A 17,008-nucleotide genomic window follows, 5' to 3' on the forward strand; every position below is an offset into this window, starting at 1 on the left:
TCCCTTCACGGAGGCCGTGATGAGACATATTCTGCTTGCGCCTGCTCTGCTGGCGGCCGGTCTGGCCGTGCCGTTGGCGGCGCGCGCCGACCCGCTGACCTATGCCGAGGCGCTCGAAAGCGCCGCCGCCAATGCGCCGAGCCTGAGAGCGCGCGCGGCGGCGATCGAGGCCGCGCGTTCGTCGGCGATCGCCGCCGACCGGCTGCCCGACCCGACGCTCGACCTCGGCATCCGGGATTTCCCGGTCACCGGTCCGAACGCCGGCAGCTTCAACCGTGACGACTTCACCATGGCGACGATCGGATTCAGCCAAACGATTCCCAATCTCGCCAAGCGCCATGCTCGCGCCGAACGCGCACGCGCCGATATCGGCATGGCAGAGACGGGCAAACTGGCCGAAGAGCGCAATGTCCGGCTCGAGACCGCGCTCGCCTGGATCGACCTCCATTATGGCGAGCGACGCCTGAGGCAGCTCGACCTGCTCAATGCAAGCCTCGACGATCTCCAGAAGACGGTGACCGCGCGGCTCGCTTCGGGCAGCGCGCGGCCCAGCCAGGCGCTCGAGCCCGAGCAGCTGCGCGCCGCCATCGCCGATCGCCGTGCCGAGATGGTCGCGGTGATCGCGCAAGCGCGCGCCCGTCTCGCCCGCTACACCGGCGACCCGACCCCGGAGGTCTCGGGCGATCCGCCAATGCCCAACATCGACCTCGTCAGGCTCCGCGCCGGGATCGACGCGCTCCCCGCGCTTCGCGCGCAGGACGCGCGGATCGCCGCCGCCGACGCCGATGTCCGCCTGGCGCGCGCCGACAAGCGTCCGGATTGGCGTGTTGGTGCCTCCTATGGCCGCCGCGATCCGGCATTTGGTGATCTCGTCTCGGTCGGCGTGTCGATCGACTTGCCGCTGTTTGCCGGTCGGCGCCAGAATCCCAGGATCGACGCCAGTGCCAGTATCGCGCGGAGCAGCCGGTTCGACCGCGAGGCGCAGCGCCGCGAGCTGACGGCGGCGTTGGAGGCCGATCTGGCCGATCACGTCATGCACCATGAACGGTCGCGCAACGCTCGGGAAACGCTGGTGCCGCTGGCCAGGCGCCGCGCCGAGCTGGACCGCGACAGTTATGCCGCAGGCAAGCTGGATCTCGGCACCGCCCTGCTCTCGACGCTGACGCTCGCCGAAGCCGAGGTCGAGGCGCTCAACCGCGACGCCGATGTCGCGCGCGACGCGGTGCGCATCACCATCACCTATGGAGAGGAGCGGCCATGACGCTCGACAGACAACAGGCGCTCCGCTGGAGCGGATCGCTGCTTGCCGTTGCACTGGTTGCAGGCGGCGCGGGATATTCGATCGGGCACAGGGGTGGGCCCGCGGTGTCCAGCGCGGCCGGCGGCGCGGACGGCCGGCAAGTGCTTTATTATTACGATCCGATGTTCCCGAACCAGAAGTTCGACAAGCCGGGAAAATCGCCGTTCATGGATATGCAGCTCGCCCCCAAATATGCGGACGAAGGTGCCCCCGGCGGGCCGGCGGGCATATCGGTCGATCCGACGGCCAGGCAGAGCCTCGGCATGCGTGTGGTCGCGGCGAAGGCCGGCAGTCTCACCGGCGCCCTCGACGTCACCGGAACGATCGACTTCAATCAGCGCGACGTGGCGATCGTCCAGGCGCGCGCCGGTGGATTCGTTCAGCGGGTCTATGCTCGCGCTCCCGGGGATGTCGTGCGCGCCGGCGCCCCGATCGCCGATCTGCTCTTGCCTGACTGGAGTGGTGCGCAGATCGAATATCTGAGCGTTCGCAGGCTCGGCAAGCCCGACCTCACCGCCGCCGCGCGCCAGCGGCTCACGCTGATCGGGATGTCCGACGGGCAGATCGGCCAGATCGAGCGGACCGGCCGTCCGAACGGGGCCGTCACGATCACCACGCCGATCTCCGGTGTCCTTCAGTCGCTCGATGCGCGGCAGGGCATGACGCTGGCGGCGGGCCAGACGCTGGCGCAGGTGAACGGGCTCGGCACGGTCTGGCTCAACGCCGCGGTGCCGGAAGCGCGCACCGGCGATGTCCGTATCGGGCAGAGCGCCGCAGCGACCTTCACCAGCTTTCCCGGCGAGACATTCGACGGCCGGGTGATCGCGATCCTGCCGACCGCGCAGACCGACAGCCGTACGCTCACCGTTCGCATCGAGTTGAGGAACCGGAGTGGCCGACTGCGGCCGGGCATGTTCGCAACCGTGGCGTTCGGCGGCGATGCGAAGCCGGCGCTACTCGCCCCGAGCGAAGCCGTGATCCGTACCGGCTCGCGCACGCTGATCATGCTGGCGACCAGCGACGGGCGCTATCATCCGGCCGAAATCCGGGTCGGCCGCGAGGCGGGCGGGCAGACCGAGATTCTGGCGGGCCTGAGCGAGGGCGAGAAGGTCGTCGCCTCGGGCCAGTTCCTGCTCGATTCCGAAGCGAGCCTGACCGGCATTCCGGTTCGCCCGATCGGAGGTGCCCGTTGATCGAACGGATCATCCGCGCCTCGGTCCAGGCACGCGGCTTCGTGCTCCTGGCGGCGCTCGGGCTTGTGGTCTTGGGCATCGGCGCGGTCCGCACCACGCCGGTTGACGCGCTGCCCGACCTGTCGGACGTGCAGGTCATCGTCCGCACCTCCTGGCCCGGGCAGGCACCGCAGATCGTCGAGAACCAGGTCACGTATCCGATCGCGACCGCGATGCAGTCAGTGCCCGGCGCGCGGGTGGTGCGCGGCTATTCGTTCGTCGGCGACAGCTTCGTCTACGTCCTGTTCGACGACGGCACCGACCTCTATTGGGCGCGCAGCCGCGTGCTCGAATATCTGAGCCAGGTGCAGGGACGGCTCCCGCCCGGGGCGACCGCGTCGCTCGGGCCCGACGCGACGGGGGTGGGCTGGATCTACGAATATGCGCTGGTCGACAGAAGCGGCCGGCACGATCTCGCACAGCTCCGCTCACTGCAGGACTGGTTCCTGCGCTACGAATTAAAGTCCGTACCCGGCGTCGCCGAGGTCGCCAGCATCGGCGGCATGGTCAAGCAGTATCAGGTGCTGGTCGATCCGCAGAAGCTCGCCTCCTATGGCGTGACGCAGGGCGAGTTGGCCGACGCCCTGAAGCGCGCCAATTCGGAGACCGGCGGCTCGGTGGTCGAAATGGCCGAGGCCGAATATGTCGTGCGCGCGACCGGCTATCTCGCCTCGCTCGACGATTTCCGGAGCGTGCCGATCCGTACCGCCGCAGGCGGTGTGCCGGTGCTGCTCGGCGACGTCGCCACGGTCCAGATCGGCCCGGAGATGCGGCGTGGCATCGCCGAACTGAACGGCGAAGGCGAAGTTGCCGGCGGCATCATCGTCATGCGCCAGGGCAAGAATGCGCGCGAGGTGATCGACGGGGTCAAGGCCAAGCTCGCCGAGCTGCGCGCTGGCTTGCCGCCCGGTGTCGAAATGGTCACCACCTATGACCGCTCCGGGCTGATCGACCGCGCCATCGACAATCTGACCGGCAAATTGCTCGAGGAGTTCATCGTCGTCGCGCTCGTCTGCGCGCTGTTCCTCTGGCATGTCCGCTCCGCGCTGGTCGCGGTGCTGACTCTGCCGCTCGGTATCCTCGCCGCTTTCGTCGTGATGCGCATCCAGGGCGTCAACGCCAATATCATGTCGCTGGGCGGAATCGCGATCGCGATCGGAGCGATGGTCGATGCCGCGGTGGTGATGATCGAGAACGCCCACAAGCATCTCGAACGCTGGGCGCACGATCATCCCGGCGCGACATTGGAGGGCGCCGAGCGCTGGCAGGTGGTCACTGGCGCCGCCGCCGAGGTCGGGCCGGCGCTGTTCCTCAGCCTCCTGATCATCACCTTCTCGTTCATCCCCATTTTCTCGCTTCAGGGGCAGGAAGGCCGGCTGTTCACACCGCTCGCCCTCACCAAGACCTATGCGATGGCCGCCGCCGCGATCCTGTCGGTGACCCTGGTTCCCGTGCTGATGGGCTGGCTGATCCGCGGGCGCATCCCGAACGAGGATGCCAACCCGATCAACCGCTGGCTGGCGCACGCCTATCGCCCGGTGCTCGATCTTGTGCTCAGCCGGCCCAGGGCCACGTTGCTGATCGCGGGCCTGGTGTTCGCAACGAGCATCATCCCGATCAGCCGAACCGGTGGCGAGTTCATGCCGGCAATGAGCGAGGGCGACCTGCTCTACATGCCCTCGGCGCTGCCCGGTATCTCGACCGCCAGGGCGGCGCAACTGCTCCAGCAGACCGACCGGCTGATCAAGACGATGCCCGAGGTCGACAGCGTGTTCGGCAAGGCCGGGCGCGCCGAAACCGCGACCGATCCCGCGCCGCTCGAGATGTTCGAGACGACGATCCGGTTCAAGCCCAGGGACCAGTGGCGGACGGGCATGACCGAGGCGAAGCTGATCGACGAACTCGATGCCCGCGTGAAGGTGCCCGGTCTCGCCAATTTCTGGATACCGCCGATCCGCAACCGGATCGACATGCTCGCGACCGGCATCAAGAGCCCGATCGGGATCAAGGTCTCGGGATCGAACCTTGCCGAGATCGACCGGGTGGCGCGCGACATCGAAGCGGTCGCCAGGACCGTTTCCGGCGTCAGCTCGGCATTGGCCGAGCGGCTGACCGGCGGACGCTATATCGACATCGCGATCAATCGTGCCGCAGCGGCCCGCTATGGCATGAATGTCGACGATGTCCAGGCGGTGGTCTCGGGCGCGATCGGCGGCGAGAGCGTGGGCCAGACGGTCGAAGGGCTCGCGCGCTATCCGATCAGCGTGCGCTATCCGCGCGAACTGCGCGACAGCGTCGACAAGATCGCCAACCTCCCTGTGCTGACGCCCGCGAAACAGCAGATCACGCTCGGCACCGTCGCCGATGTCCGGGTGGTTTCCGGGCCGCCGATGCTGCGCAGCGAGAATGGTCGTCCCGCGACCTGGATCTATGTCGACGGGCGCGACCGGGCGCTCACGGCGATCGTCCGCGACCTGCAGCAGGCAGTCGCTGCCAAGGTCAAGCTGCCGCCAGGGATCAGCGTCGCTTATACCGGCCAGTTCGAGTTCCTCGAACGCGCGACGCAGCGCCTGAAGATCGTCGTGCCGGCGACGCTCGCGATCATTTTCCTGCTGCTCTATTTGACCTTCCGGCGGCTCGACGAGGCCGTCCTGATCATGGCGACGCTGCCGTTCGCGCTGACCGGGGGCGTCTGGCTGTTGTGGCTGCTCGGCTACAACCAGTCGGTGGCGACCGGGGTCGGGTTCATCGCGCTTGCCGGTGTCGCCGCCGAGTTCGGCGTGGTGATGCTGATCTACCTCAAGCATGCGCTCGCCGAGCAGGGCGATGCACCCGGTGCGGCGCAGGTGGAACATGCGGTGCGCGAGGGGGCGCTACGTCGTGTTCGGCCCAAGGCCATGACCGTCGCAGTGATCCTCGCCGGCCTCTTGCCGATCCTGCTCGGCACCGGCGCCGGTTCGGAAGTGATGAGCCGCATCGCCGCGCCGATGATCGGCGGGATGCTCACCGCGCCGCTCTTGTCGATGTTCGTGATTCCCGCCGCCTACCTGCTCATGCGGCGGCACTCGAGCCCAGTTCTCAATATGGAAGGAGAAGACCGATGAAATCTTTGTACCGCGCTGTCGCGCTTGCCACCGTCGCGCTGCTGACCGCCTGCGGGCAGAAGGCCGGGACCAGCCAGACCATGTCGGGCGAGCCCGCCACTGTGGCAGACGGCTCGGCCGACATGGGGAATATGGCGATGCCCGCCGAAGCGAAGATGGCGAAGAGCAGCGGTACGGTCACCGCGATCGACAAGGCGGCGGGCAAGATCAGCCTCGCACACCAAGCAATTCCCGAGGTCGGCTGGCCGGCGATGACGATGGCGTTCGGCGCCAGGCCCGCGCTGCTCGACAAGGTCGCGGTCGGCGACAAGGTCGTGTTCGACGTAACGATCAATGGCAATGCCGGCGAAGTGACGGCGATCGCGAAGCAATAGGGTCGATCGATTCGGCCTTGCGGGCGAGGCACTCGCCCGGAGCACCCGCCGCCCCAACAAAAAATGCCCGGACCGCACGCGGCCCGGGCACCCAGTTTTACGCAATCCTGCGCTGACATCCATCGAGGGAATCGGCTGAACGTCAACGCAGGGTGAGGTTGCCCTCGTGCGCATCGCGGCCGCTTCGGCTTGACCAGACTAGAGGAGCCGCCGAGGCGATCGTGATCCTGACCGGAAAGCGGGCGGCACCGCGGGTGCCGTCCGTTCCCCGGAATTGCCTTAGAAGTCGACCTTGGCGCCGACGCGGAACGAGCGGCCGATGATGCCGGCCTCGGCCACGACGGGGTTGTACAGATACGCACCATAGGTCGTCGCATCGATCGGCGCCTTGCGGTCCGCGACGTTCATCACGTCGGCGTACAGCGTGAAGCGATCGGCGACCTTGACCTGGCCGTGCAGGTCGACCGAGATGAACGACTTCACGTTGCACGACTGGTAGGCTTGGCCGTCGAGGTTGGTCGGTACGAGGCTGCAATCGCCGGCCGTGCCACCCTGATCCTCGGCGGAGTAATTGTATCCGCTCGTGTAATAGGCGGTCGCGGTCAGCGACCACGGTCCGACGTCAAGCGTGTTCTGCCAGTTGCCGCGCCAGCGCTGTGTGCCCGAGCCGGCGGTCAGGTTGAAGTTGCCGAGCGTGCCCGCATAATGCTCGGTGTGGCCGTCCGGGAAGGTGGTGTTGAGGTCGATGATGTAGGTCGCCTCGACATCCGTGGTGAACTTCACGTTCGAGCCAAGGTTGAACACGCCGCGTGCGCCGAAATCGAGGCCCGAGGTATGAATCTTGTTGGCGTTGATGAAGCTGCCCTGCGCAAAGGCGACACGCTTCGTGGCGTTCGGATGGTCGGGATCGGCCTCGTCCTGGATGATGGTCACGCCGTTGTAGTTCAGCTCGCCGGTCGCATAATAATTGTCGATCGCCGACTGGAAGTTTACCGCGGTGATCGCGTTGGTCTTCTCGATATTGTAGTAATCGACCGTGAAGCTGATGTTGTGGACCGGCTCGATCACCGCGCCGAAAGTAAAGTTGCGCGACTTTTCCGCCTTCAGGTTCGGGTTGCCGACCGTCGTCTCGCCGATGCTGTACGTGGTCAGATAGTTGTTGAACTGGCCGGTCGAGGTCAGATGCTGGTCGGTGAAGCTCGTCGGCAGATTGCCCGGGTTGACGGTGACATAGCCCGAGGTCGGCAGCGCGCCGGATTCGGCGAAGCTCGGAATGCGGAAGCCCTTCGAGAAGGTGCCGCGGATCGCGAGCTGCTTGATCGGCGTGAACTTGGCGCCGATCTTCGGCGAGAAGTTGCTCTGGCCGCTGCTGTAGTGATCGTAGCGGCCCGAGCCGTTGATCTCGAGCATATCGAGCACCGGCGCGTTGATCTCGAAATAGGCCGATTCAACCTCGCGCTTGCCGGTCGCGCCAAAGGCGTTCAGGCGGAAATAGCGCTCGGTCGGGCCGGCATAGTCCGGGTTGCCGCTGGGATCGTACAGCGATTCGTGACGGAAGGCGCCGCCGACAGCGACCTGCAGCGGACCGCCGGGAAGCTGGAAGAAGTCCTTCGAGATGCTGCCCTGCACCTGGTAGAGATGCGAGTTCTGGTGGTTGATCTGGGTCGGCGTCAGATAGTCGAGCGTCGCCTGGCTGTTCAGCTCCGGATTGACGAAATTGTACGAACCGTCGGCCACTTCGTCGAGCAGATGCTGGATATAGACATAGCCCTTGGCGGTGGTCTTCAGCTTGCTGATCATGGCGGTGCCGTCGATCGCATAGTTCCAGTCGTCGCCGAAACTGCCGTGCAGGCCGAGGGCCGCGCGGAAGGTGTCGCTCTGCGAGGAATTGAACTCGGTGCTGGTCGGCAGGCGGCCGGCGATGCGGGCAACCTGGCCCTGCGCCGCGAACGGGTTGTTCGGGTTCAGGGTGCCGTTGGCGGCGGTGCAGGCCGCGGTGGTGCCGCGGGCGCAGACATAGACCGGCAGGGTGATGACGGTGGCGCCGGCCGACGTGCTGTAGGCCGGGAAGTCGATACCGGCCGGAGCGTTCGCCCGGAAGATGCTGGCAAGGCCGGTATAGGCCGAATAGCTGTGCTCGTAATTGAACTCGGCGGTCAGCTCGCTGCCGCCCAGGACGTTGGCGGTCAGATGCGCCGATCCACCGTAACGGTGCATCTCAGGCTCGATCTGGCCATAATCGTGCGTGATGTCCTGTTGGCAGACGGTGCGCGGCGTGGTCGGCACGGGAAGCGGGTTGCCGTTCGCATCCGAATTGGCCGCGGCAAATTGCGCGTCGGTCAGCGTATAGGGCGTCAGGTTGCCGCAGCCGTTGAGCAGCTGATAGGCGCCCAGCGGGGTGGTGTTAGTGGCATCGTACGGGCGCACGATGAACACGTCGGGCGCGGTCGACAGGCCGTTGAAATTGCCGTTGGTCACGCCGTTCGCGATATTGTTCGGGCCGCAGACGCCGAGCTGGCCGGCGCTGCCGGTGCGGGCGCAAAGACCAGTCAGGTCGTCGGTGTTGAACGGATATTCGCGGTCGCGATTGTAGAGCGCCGCCTGGTCAAGATAATGGCCGCTGACATAGACGTTGAAGCCCTGCTCGCTCAGGTCGCCATAACCGAAGGTCGCGCTCAGGCGATGGTTGGCGGCATCGCCGCGCTGGCTGACGCCGGCCTCGGCGCTCGCATGGAGACCCTTGATCTCCTTCTTGGTGATGACGTTGACCACGCCGGCGACGGCATCCGCGCCATAGGTCGACGATGCGCCGTCCTTCAGCACTTCGACCCGGTCGACGATCTCGTCGGGGATGGTGTTGAGATCGACGAAGTTGCGCGTGCCGTCATCGGCCAGCGGGTAGTAGGCGGCGCGCAGACCGTCGAACAGGACCAGCGTGGACGAGGTGGTGAGGCCGCGCAGCGAAACCGACGAGGCGCCGCCCGCGAATGCGCCATTGGCGGTGAAGCTGTTGGTCAGCGCCGGACCGTTATTGGCGGCGAGCGACTGGATCGCGCCCTGCACGGTGGTGATGCCGCGCTTGGCGATATCGTCCGAGGTCAGCACGGTGACGGGCGAGGGCGTCTCGGTGTCGGTGCGGCGGAACAGCGTGCCGGTGACGACGATGTCGGAGCCGCCGGTATCGGCCGCCTGGTCGGTCTGGCCGGCGGCAGGCGTGTCCTGGGCTGCCGGCGCCGCGTCCTGCGCGAAGACGGGCGTCGCGCCGAGCGACAGGAAGGCGACCGCGGTCGCCGCGCCTGCGAGCAACCTGGCTTTACGCAGGGATGGAGTGGCATTGATCACAGAGAAAGCTCCTCACTGACCCGCAGGCGACGCGCGATCGCGCCGCCCTCACGCGGACTTATGTTTTCAAGTCTCTGGGACCATGTAGCCCGGCCCCCCGAGACATGATGGGCGGGCCATGCGGCCACCCCCCGGCGGTGTAAAGAATGTGTAGGACGAGCCCGGTTTTTCAGATGACAATGTGCCGAAAAAGCCACGAAATCTGTTAGATGGACCGGAATGGTCACATGAGAGCCGGTCGATGAAACGGGTCATGCGGGTCGAGAAATAGGCACGCCCGGGCGGTGTAACGGCGAAGTCAAAAGCGTCATTCCTGCCGCGGTGGAAGCATCGGGAGCGGCGCAGCAACATTTCGTTACAAAAGGCGGAGTCGGCATTGGCGCCCGCAACCGGATCGACCCTGACGGTGTCTTGATCCGGGTCGATAGCGGGGGCGGATAGTCTGGACCGGGTGGGAACGCGTCGCAGTAAACCGGGGCCGGTGCGCGGCGATCCGGTCGGCCGTTCGCGGGTCAGAAATGGCGGGCCTGCCGGATGACCCGGGCGGCGCGCGGCCTGGCGATCACCGATATGAGGCCGATATGGACCTTATGGAGCGATGTCTTTTGCCATGGCGGCGCGAAACTTGACGGCAGATGAACGAGGAATCGGCCTCTGCGCACGATAGGACCATAACGGGGCGAATATGGCGGCGTCCCGCCAGCGCGCAGCCAGCATGCCCGCCCTCCGCGACTCCGCCGGATGACGCGTTTATGAACTTTCTGTCATAATTGGCTGAAAACGCCCCCGGAATATGGCCGAAATGGGCCCTTTGCACGGTGGGGCGTCAAGCCCGTTTTCGCCGCAATCCCGACTCCGGTTGACACGCGCACATGCCATATGACACACACTGTGTGACACATAGTGTATGACAGGCAGCATAGATGACCATCGACCCCGATCTGTTCGAATCCATGCGGATGGAGCTCCGTCGCGGATCGCTGGTACTGGCGGTGCTCGCCCGGCTTACCGAGGAGCGGTACGGCTATACGCTGCGCCAGGCGCTCGCCGCCGACGGGCTCGAGATGGAGGAAAGCACCCTTTATCCGCTGCTCCGCCGGCTCGAGACCCAGGGGCTGCTCCACAGCGAATGGCGCGAGGAGGAGAAGCGCAGGAAGCGCTTCTACCGGCTCTCGCCCCAGGGCGTGGCGATGCTCGCCGCGCTCACCAGCGAATGGCGCGGCATCAACGCCTCGCTCGACAAGATCCTTCCCCTCTCCGGCGAAAGGCCCTGACATGGACATGCTCGAAACCTATCTGGACGCCGTCGCGGCGCAGCTGCCGCGCGACGCCGCCGACGACATCGTGGCCGAACTGCGCGACACCTTGCTGTCGCAGATCGAGGAGCACGAGGAAGCGCTCGGCCGCCCGCTGACCGATGAGGAGCGCGAGGAGGTGCTGCGCGCGATGGGCCATCCGCTCGTCGTGGCGGCGCGCTATCGCAAGGGGCCGCAGATGCTGATCGGGCCCGAACTCTTCCCCTATTGGCTGTTCGCGGTGAAGGCCGGGCTGCTGATCATGGCGGCGGTGTTCGCGCTGACCCTGATGCTGCGGCTGGCCGCCAGCCCGCTCGATGCAGGGCAGGCGGTCGCGCAATCCTTTCACGGCCTGTTCGGCGCAGGCCTGACCGTGATCGGCGTGGTGACGCTGGCGGGTGCGATCTGCGAGCATTTCGGGCTGCGGCCGCCCTATCTCGACACCTGGCGGGTCAGGGATCTGGAGCTGTTGAAGTTCGGCGATCCGGCGCGCTGGGCAAAGCATCTCGGCATCGATGCGGCGGCGCGGCGCTCGGCGGAGGCGCGCGCACCGGAAGACGCACACCGGCCCCGGCCGGGCCAGTCGACGTCGGGCCCGGCGATGAAACTGCCGCGCGCCTGGCCGGGTTCGGAAGCGTTGCTCTCGCTGATCGGCGGGCTGGTGTTCGCGGCATGGTGGACGGGGCTGCTCCATATCGCGGGGCTGGGGCGCTTCGAGCTGGACGGCGGCGCCGTGACGGTCGCGGCCGCGCCGATCTGGGCCGCGCTCTATCTGCCGATCCTGGCCTATGTCCTGGTGCAGGTGGCGATCGACGCGCTCGGCGTGCTGCAGCCGGCCGCGATCCGGCTGCGTGCCGCGTTGCAGATCCCGGTCGCGGTCGTCGGCATCGCGCTGGCCTGGACGATCCTGAATGCCGGTGCCTGGTTCATCCTGAGCCGGGCGGGCGTCGACGTCGCGATCGGCGGCGACGCCTCGCTGATCAGCGTGCAGGCCTTGCGCGGCATGCACGATCTCGGCCGCACCCTGCAGGGCACGGCGACCGGTGTCGGCGTGATCATGACCTGGGTGCTGGTGATCACGATGATCTCGCTGGGGGTGAAGATCGGCAAGAGCCTGTGGCAGCTCTTCGCCCCGCGCCGGCTTGGCTGAAGACGGAATTTCCCCGGAATCCGCGGCGTCGTTAAATCACCGAAACGGTTGTTGCGGCCCGGGCGCCGATGTCATAGCCTCGTCACACAAGGGCATGGCATCGGCGCTTCGGCGCGGGTGGGGACATCAGATCAGGCCCGGACTGGGGTTGCGAACCGGCACCCGCGGAGAGGCATTCACCGGCTGATAGGGGAAAGCCGTGGCCGATGCCGTTCTGAAGCTTGCCTATGAGGTTTCGCGCGTCACCGAGGAGAAGGTGTCCCTGATCGAGGGGGTGATGCGGCGCACCGGCGTGCTGGCGCTGAACGCCCGGCTGGAGGCGGCGCGCGCCGGCGAGGCGGGCATGGCCTTTTCCGTCGTCGCGCAGGAAATGAACGGGGTCGCCACCGACATCCAGAATATCGCGCGCCAGCTGCGCGAGGCAGTCGCCGCCAATATCGAGCAGCTCCGCCGCGCCGGATCCGAGATGCATTTCGAGCTGCGCGGCGAAAGGCTGGCCGATCTGGCGCTCAACGCGGTCGAGATCATGGATCGCAACCTCTATGAGCGTTCCTGCGATATCCGCTGGTGGGCGACCGACAATGCGCTGGTCGAGGCGCTGGCCAACCCCGGGCCCGATGCGACCGCCTATGCGCAGGAGCGGCTGGCGACGATCCTGCGCTCCTACACCGTCTATCTCGACCTGTGGATCGCCGACCGCGACGGGCGGATCGTGGCGACCGGGCGGCCCGATCTCTATCGCGGCGCGGCGGGGGCGAACGTATCCGACGCCGAGTGGTTCAGGCGCGGCATGGGATGCGGCAGCGGCGACGAATTCGCGGTGTGCGACGTCGCCCGCGCGCCGCTGCTGGGCAATGCGGCGGTCGCGACCTATTCGACCGCGATCCGCAGCGGCGGGCGGCGCGACGGAGAGCGGATCGGGGTGATGGGCATCTTCTTCGACTGGGCGCCCCAGGCCGCCGCGATCGTCCAGGGCCTCGGCCTGTCGGAGGAGGAGCGGAGCGCCTCGCGGGTGATGCTGCTCGGCGCCGATCATCTGGTGCTGGCGGCGTCCGACGGGCGGGACATATTGTCGAAACGGTTCGAGATCGATGCCGGGGCGGAAAAGCGCGGCTGGTACCGGCGGGGGAACAGCATCGTCGCCTATGCCCGGACGCCGGGGTACGAAACCTATCGGGGGCTCGGGTGGTACGGGTGCATCGAGAGCGCGGTGGATTCGGAATGGGACAAGGGCGGGTGAGGCGCAGCCGTCCTTAGCCCGGCACGCGAGTCAGCGTCCCGTGTCGCCGGCGGGGGCGCAACGGGGCATTCGGCGCGTCAGGCGGTGCCCGACGCTGCCGCGCAGAGCCGCTCGATGAAGCGGCTGCCATCGGCCGCGCCTTCCGCGTCGGCGGGGGCGAATTCCGTGATGGTCAGGCCGACCAGATTGCCCGAGCGCGCGGCCGATCGCACCACGGCGAGACCGCCTTCGATCGAGAGCTTGCCCTCGGGATAAGCGAGGTGCGGGAATTCGGCGGGGTCGAGCGAATCCAGGTCGAAATGCACATGGATCGGCCCCGACACGGCCTCGCCCGGCTCGAGCCAGGACAGGCCCTTGTCGCGCTGGAACGCCCAGTCGCCGTCATCGCCCAGATGGGCCGAGACATAGCGGAACTGCGACGGCGACAGCGTCGACAGCAACGGCTGAAGATCGGCCGGGGCCGATCCCATCAGCGCGGCGACCGGCATACCGTGAAAATTGCCGCTGGGCGAGGTTTCCGCGGTGTTGGCGTCGAGATGCGCGTCGACCCAGATCACCGTCAGATCGGGATATTGCCGGTGCAGATAGTCGATGACGGCGACGTCGCAGCCGCAATCTCCGCCCGCTGTCAGCAGGCGGCGCGGCTTGTGCGTGTCGAGGATCGCCCGGGCCGAGCGGAACTGGTCGAGGATCGCGGTCCAGCGGTTGATCCCGCCGCGCGCTTCGCCCTCGCCGGCATCGGGCACCTGTACCATCGGCCCATAGCGCCCGCAGACATCCGTCGTGGCCGCCGCGCCCCGGCGCAGATGCTCCGACCGGCCCGATCCCTGCCATTGCGGATAGGACAGGACCAGATCGAACGCGCCATCACCGGTTTGCAATCGTCATTCCTCCGCTGTCCTACGCCGCGATCTGCGCGGCCCCGGGCAGGAACGGGCCGACCACTGCCATTGCCCGCCTGACATAGTCCTCCTTCTGCCCGACCGGCGCGACATAATGCATCGCCGCTTCGGCATCCGCCACGCCGGCGCCGCGCGCGATCATCCAGGTCGCGAGATATTGCGACGCGAAGCACCCGCCCGCCGTCGCGACATTGCCGTGCGCCACGAATGGCGCGTCGAGCACCTCCACGCCCGCTTCGATCACCCAGGGCTTGGTGGTGAGATCGGTGCAGGCGGGCAGGGCGCCGACCAGGCCGAGCTTCGCCAGCAGGAGGGTGCCGGAACATTGCGCGCCGATCAGCTGGCGCGCCGGGTCGAGCGCGATGCGCGACAGCATTGCCGGATCGTTCGCGATCTCGCGCGTCCTGATCCCGCTGCCGATGATCACGGCATCGGCCTCGGCGGCGAAGTCGAGCGGCTTCTGGCGGCGGACGGTCACGCCGTTCATCGAGGTCACTTCCTCGGTGGGCGCGGTGATGTGCGCCGCCCAGCCCTTCGCGCGCAGCCGGTTGAGGATGGCGGCCGCGACGAACGAGTCGAGTTCGTTGAAACCATCGAACGTCAGGACCGCGATCTGCACGACAAGCTCCTCAGGGCAGTGATGGACGCTGCTTCTAGCAAGTCGGGCGCCCCGGTGGAACGGATGTGTCGGCAGGCGCTTGACTCGCCGTCGCATTGTATATAACTAGTTAGTTATTGAACTGACAGGTTATAGAGAAAATGACGCCGCACCATCTCGACGCCACCTTTGCCGCCCTGGCCGATCCGACCCGCCGGGCGATCCTCGCGCGGCTGGCGACGGGCGAGGCGACGGTGGGCGAGCTCGCTCATCCGTTCGCGATGAGCCAGCCGGCCATTTCGAAGCATCTGAAGGTGCTCGAACATGCCGGGCTGATCCATCGCGGGCGCGACGCGCAGCGCCGGCCCTGCCGGATCGAGGCCGGGCCGCTGAAGGAAGCCAATGCCTGGATCGAGCGCTACCGATCGATCTGGGAAGGCAATTACGAGCGGCTCGACGCCCTGCTCGAAGAGCTGAAAACCAATGGGCTCGAGGAATTGAAGACCGTCGCGGGTGACGCGGCAAACCCCAAGGAGTGAGACGATGCCTACCCCTGTTGACGTGACCACCCCGTCCGACCGCGAGATCGTGGTCAAGCGCAGCTTCGCCGCGCCGCGCACGCTGATCTGGGACTGCCACACCAGGCCCGAGCTGATGAAGCGCTGGCTGCTCGGCCCGCCGGGCTGGACCATGCCGGTGTGCGAGGTCGATCTGCGGGTCGGCGGTGCCTATCGCTTCCGCTGGCGCAACGACGAAGGCCATGAATTCGGGTCGCAGGGCGAGCATGTCGAGATCGTCGCGCCCGAGCGGCTCGTCACCACCGAGAAGATGGAAGGATTCGATGGCGCCTCGACCAACACCCTGGTGCTGACCGAGGAGGACGGCAGGACCGTGCTGACCATGACCATGGTCTTCCCGAGCAAGGAGATCCGGGACGGGGCGCTGCAGTCCGGCATGGCCGACGGCATGGCGATCAGCTACGACCGGATCCAGGAGATTGCGGACGAGAAGGTCGGCTGAACCATGGCGGGGGCTATTCCGGATCGGGTGACCGTGGTGCTGCAGGCGCTGGAAGGCGCGGCATCGGCGCGGGTCCGCGACGAGATGGGCCCCCGCTTCGGCATTGTCACCGACAAGGCGATGGGCGTGCAGATGGCCGCGATGCAGGCGATCGCCAAGCCGCTCTACCCCGATCATGCGCTGGCGGCCGCCCTGTGGGAGACGGGGTGGTACGAGGCGCGGATGGTCGCCTGCATGGTCGACGACCCCGCCCTGGTAACGCCCGAACAGATGGACGCCTGGCGCAGGGATTTCGACAATTGGGGCATCGTCGACACGGTCTGCGCCAAGCTGTTCGACCGGGTGCCTTATGCCTTTGCGAAGATCGACGACTGGGCCGGGCTGAACGACGAGTTCGGGCGGCGGGCGGCGTTCGCGCTGCTGGCGTGCTGCGCGATTCACCGGCGCGGCGGGGATGCCGATTATCGGCACGGGCTCGCGCTGATCGAGGCCCATGCCACCGACGAGCGCAATTTCGTGAAGAAGGGCGTCAACTGGGCGTTGCGGGCGATCGGCTTAAAGGGAAGTTCCGCGTTGCAGGCGGCGGCGCGGGAGACGGCAGCGCGGCTGGCGGCCTCGACCGATCGGACCGCGCGGTGGAACGGCAAGGACGCGCTGCGTGCGTTCGCCAAGGCGGATGGGAAGAGCCCCACCCCACCCTCCCCGGCGAAGGCCGGGGTCCAGTTGGGGGACGCCTGAGATTAGCGTTTGCGCGTCGTTACTACAGCCTTCCCAACTGGACCCCGGCCTTCGCCGGGGAAGGTGAAGAGGGGCGGGCAAGCACCAGGGAGAAGCCGATGATCACCATCTATAATTTCGCGGGCGGCGCGCGGGGACTGCGGGTCGCGTGGCAGTGCGAGGAGATGGGGCTGGCCTATACGCCGGTCTCGCTGACCTATCCGACGCCGCCCGATTATCGCGCGAAATACCCGCCGGGGTCAGTGCCCTTCCTCGAGGATGAGAGCGGCGTCGGGCTCGGCGAATCCGTGGCGATCATGCTGTACCTGGCGGAACGCTACGGCCCGACGCCGCTGCTGCCGCGCGAGCCTGCGGCGCTGGCACAAGTACTGCAGTTCACCGTGTTCGCTGAAAGCGCGATCGGCGGCACGATGAATGCGCTGATGGCCGCGAAGTTCGGCGCGCCCGAGGCGGACAAGACCAACTGGTCGGTGCGCATGGGCGAAGGGAGCGTAGCCGGCGGCCTGGCCTATGTCGCCGCGGTGCTGGGCGACCGGCCTTTCCTGGTCGGCGACGACATCACGCTCGCCGATATCGCGGTGGCGCCCGCGCTTGGCATGTGGAAGGCAGCGCTCGGCGGCGAGATCCCTGGTCCGCTCGAGGACTGGCGCACGCGGCTGGCGGAACGGCCCGCCTATCAGCGCGCCCGCGCCGCCTTCCCGCGCGGCTGAAAA

General features: G+C 67.1%; 14 protein-coding genes. 11 read left to right on the top strand and 3 right to left on the bottom strand.

Features of this window, described 5'->3' with window-relative positions:
• Nucleotides 1–19 precede the first annotated feature (19 nt).
• Genes AC1RT8_RS06515 through AC1RT8_RS06530 form a run of 4 tightly spaced genes read left to right on the top strand, consistent with a single transcriptional unit; the run spans nt 20 to nt 6,010 of the window.
• On the top strand, nt 20–1,261 hold the full coding sequence (locus AC1RT8_RS06515) for a TolC family protein (protein WP_493074783.1): 1,242 nt from the start codon (nt 20–22) through the stop codon (nt 1,259–1,261).
• Nucleotides 1,258–2,493, top strand: a complete 1,236-nt coding sequence (locus AC1RT8_RS06520) for an efflux RND transporter periplasmic adaptor subunit (protein ID WP_493074784.1) — start codon at nt 1,258–1,260, stop codon at nt 2,491–2,493. The genes AC1RT8_RS06515 and AC1RT8_RS06520 overlap by 4 nt, the downstream gene beginning before the upstream one ends.
• Nucleotides 2,490–5,636: an efflux RND transporter permease subunit gene (locus AC1RT8_RS06525; RefSeq protein WP_493074785.1), complete on the top strand. Its 3,147-nt coding sequence runs from the start codon at nt 2,490–2,492 to the stop codon at nt 5,634–5,636. The genes AC1RT8_RS06520 and AC1RT8_RS06525 overlap by 4 nt, the downstream gene beginning before the upstream one ends.
• Nucleotides 5,633–6,010 carry a copper-binding protein gene (locus tag AC1RT8_RS06530; protein ID WP_493074786.1) on the top strand — a complete coding sequence of 126 codons (378 nt, stop codon included), beginning with the start codon at nt 5,633–5,635 and terminating at the stop codon, nt 6,008–6,010. The genes AC1RT8_RS06525 and AC1RT8_RS06530 overlap by 4 nt, the downstream gene beginning before the upstream one ends.
• A gap of 279 nt (nt 6,011–6,289) precedes the next feature.
• On the opposite strand, the gene AC1RT8_RS06535 is transcribed toward AC1RT8_RS06530, so the two are convergent.
• Complete coding sequence (locus tag AC1RT8_RS06535; protein WP_493074787.1) at nt 6,290–9,352, bottom strand: TonB-dependent receptor plug domain-containing protein; 3,063 nt, start codon at nt 9,350–9,352, stop codon at nt 6,290–6,292.
• 923 nt (nt 9,353–10,275) lie between these two features.
• On the opposite strand from AC1RT8_RS06535, the gene AC1RT8_RS06540 reads away from it, so the two are divergent.
• The 3 genes from AC1RT8_RS06540 to AC1RT8_RS06550 all read left to right on the top strand — a co-directional run bounded on the left by AC1RT8_RS06540 (nt 10,276) and on the right by AC1RT8_RS06550 (nt 13,037).
• Nucleotides 10,276–10,626 carry a PadR family transcriptional regulator gene (locus tag AC1RT8_RS06540; RefSeq protein WP_493074788.1) on the top strand — a complete coding sequence of 117 codons (351 nt, stop codon included), beginning with the start codon at nt 10,276–10,278 and terminating at the stop codon, nt 10,624–10,626.
• A 1-nt stretch (nt 10,627) separates the two neighbouring features.
• The gene (locus AC1RT8_RS06545; RefSeq protein ID WP_493074789.1) at nt 10,628–11,797 is read left to right on the top strand and encodes an HAAS signaling domain-containing protein; all 1,170 of its coding nucleotides are present in this window, start codon (nt 10,628–10,630) and stop codon (nt 11,795–11,797) included.
• Between the two features lie 199 nt (nt 11,798–11,996).
• Nucleotides 11,997–13,037, top strand: coding sequence for a methyl-accepting chemotaxis protein (locus tag AC1RT8_RS06550; RefSeq protein ID WP_493074790.1), 1,041 nt, complete (start codon nt 11,997–11,999; stop codon nt 13,035–13,037).
• A 77-nt stretch (nt 13,038–13,114) separates the two neighbouring features.
• On the opposite strand, the gene AC1RT8_RS06555 is transcribed toward AC1RT8_RS06550, so the two are convergent.
• Both AC1RT8_RS06555 and AC1RT8_RS06560 read right to left on the bottom strand, forming a co-directional pair.
• Nucleotides 13,115–13,918: an arginase family protein gene (locus tag AC1RT8_RS06555; RefSeq protein WP_493074791.1), complete on the bottom strand. Its 804-nt coding sequence runs from the start codon at nt 13,916–13,918 to the stop codon at nt 13,115–13,117.
• A 19-nt stretch (nt 13,919–13,937) separates the two neighbouring features.
• The gene (locus AC1RT8_RS06560; protein WP_493074792.1) at nt 13,938–14,558 is read right to left on the bottom strand and encodes a DJ-1/PfpI family protein; all 621 of its coding nucleotides are present in this window, start codon (nt 14,556–14,558) and stop codon (nt 13,938–13,940) included.
• 140 nt (nt 14,559–14,698) lie between these two features.
• Between AC1RT8_RS06560 and AC1RT8_RS06565 the strand changes: the two genes are divergently transcribed.
• The 4 genes from AC1RT8_RS06565 (at nt 14,699) to AC1RT8_RS06580 (ending at nt 17,005) form a co-directional block, all read left to right on the top strand.
• A complete protein-coding gene (locus tag AC1RT8_RS06565) occupies nt 14,699–15,076 on the top strand; it encodes an ArsR/SmtB family transcription factor (RefSeq protein ID WP_493074793.1) in 378 nt (125 codons plus the stop codon).
• 4 nt (nt 15,077–15,080) lie between these two features.
• Nucleotides 15,081–15,557 (top strand): SRPBCC family protein, encoded by a 477-nt coding sequence (locus tag AC1RT8_RS06570; RefSeq protein ID WP_493074794.1) that lies wholly within the window; start codon nt 15,081–15,083, stop codon nt 15,555–15,557.
• Between the two features lie 3 nt (nt 15,558–15,560).
• Nucleotides 15,561–16,295: a DNA alkylation repair protein gene (locus AC1RT8_RS06575; RefSeq protein ID WP_493074795.1), complete on the top strand. Its 735-nt coding sequence runs from the start codon at nt 15,561–15,563 to the stop codon at nt 16,293–16,295.
• A gap of 98 nt (nt 16,296–16,393) precedes the next feature.
• Complete coding sequence (locus tag AC1RT8_RS06580) at nt 16,394–17,005, top strand: glutathione S-transferase family protein (protein ID WP_493074796.1); 612 nt, start codon at nt 16,394–16,396, stop codon at nt 17,003–17,005.
• The last annotated feature ends 3 nt before the right edge of the window (nt 17,006–17,008 follow it).

The organism is Sphingomonas sp. GW821-FHT10F11 (assembly GCF_058809095.1).

Excerpts from the sequence above, each read along its gene's own strand:
- AC1RT8_RS06530 (WP_493074786.1), top strand. The coding sequence starts at position 5,633 with ATGAAATCTTTGTACCGCGCTGTCGCGCTTGCCACCGTCGCGCTGCTG.
- AC1RT8_RS06545 (WP_493074789.1), top strand. The coding sequence starts at position 10,628 with ATGGACATGCTCGAAACCTATCTGGACGCCGTCGCGGCGCAGCTGCCG.
- AC1RT8_RS06520 (WP_493074784.1), top strand. The coding sequence starts at position 1,258 with ATGACGCTCGACAGACAACAGGCGCTCCGCTGGAGCGGATCGCTGCTT.
- AC1RT8_RS06580 (WP_493074796.1), top strand. The coding sequence starts at position 16,394 with ATGATCACCATCTATAATTTCGCGGGCGGCGCGCGGGGACTGCGGGTC.
- AC1RT8_RS06540 (WP_493074788.1), top strand. The coding sequence starts at position 10,276 with ATGACCATCGACCCCGATCTGTTCGAATCCATGCGGATGGAGCTCCGT.
- AC1RT8_RS06565 (WP_493074793.1), top strand. The coding sequence starts at position 14,699 with ATGACGCCGCACCATCTCGACGCCACCTTTGCCGCCCTGGCCGATCCG.
- AC1RT8_RS06515 (WP_493074783.1), top strand. The coding sequence starts at position 20 with ATGAGACATATTCTGCTTGCGCCTGCTCTGCTGGCGGCCGGTCTGGCC.
- AC1RT8_RS06570 (WP_493074794.1), top strand. The coding sequence starts at position 15,081 with ATGCCTACCCCTGTTGACGTGACCACCCCGTCCGACCGCGAGATCGTG.
- AC1RT8_RS06575 (WP_493074795.1), top strand. The coding sequence starts at position 15,561 with ATGGCGGGGGCTATTCCGGATCGGGTGACCGTGGTGCTGCAGGCGCTG.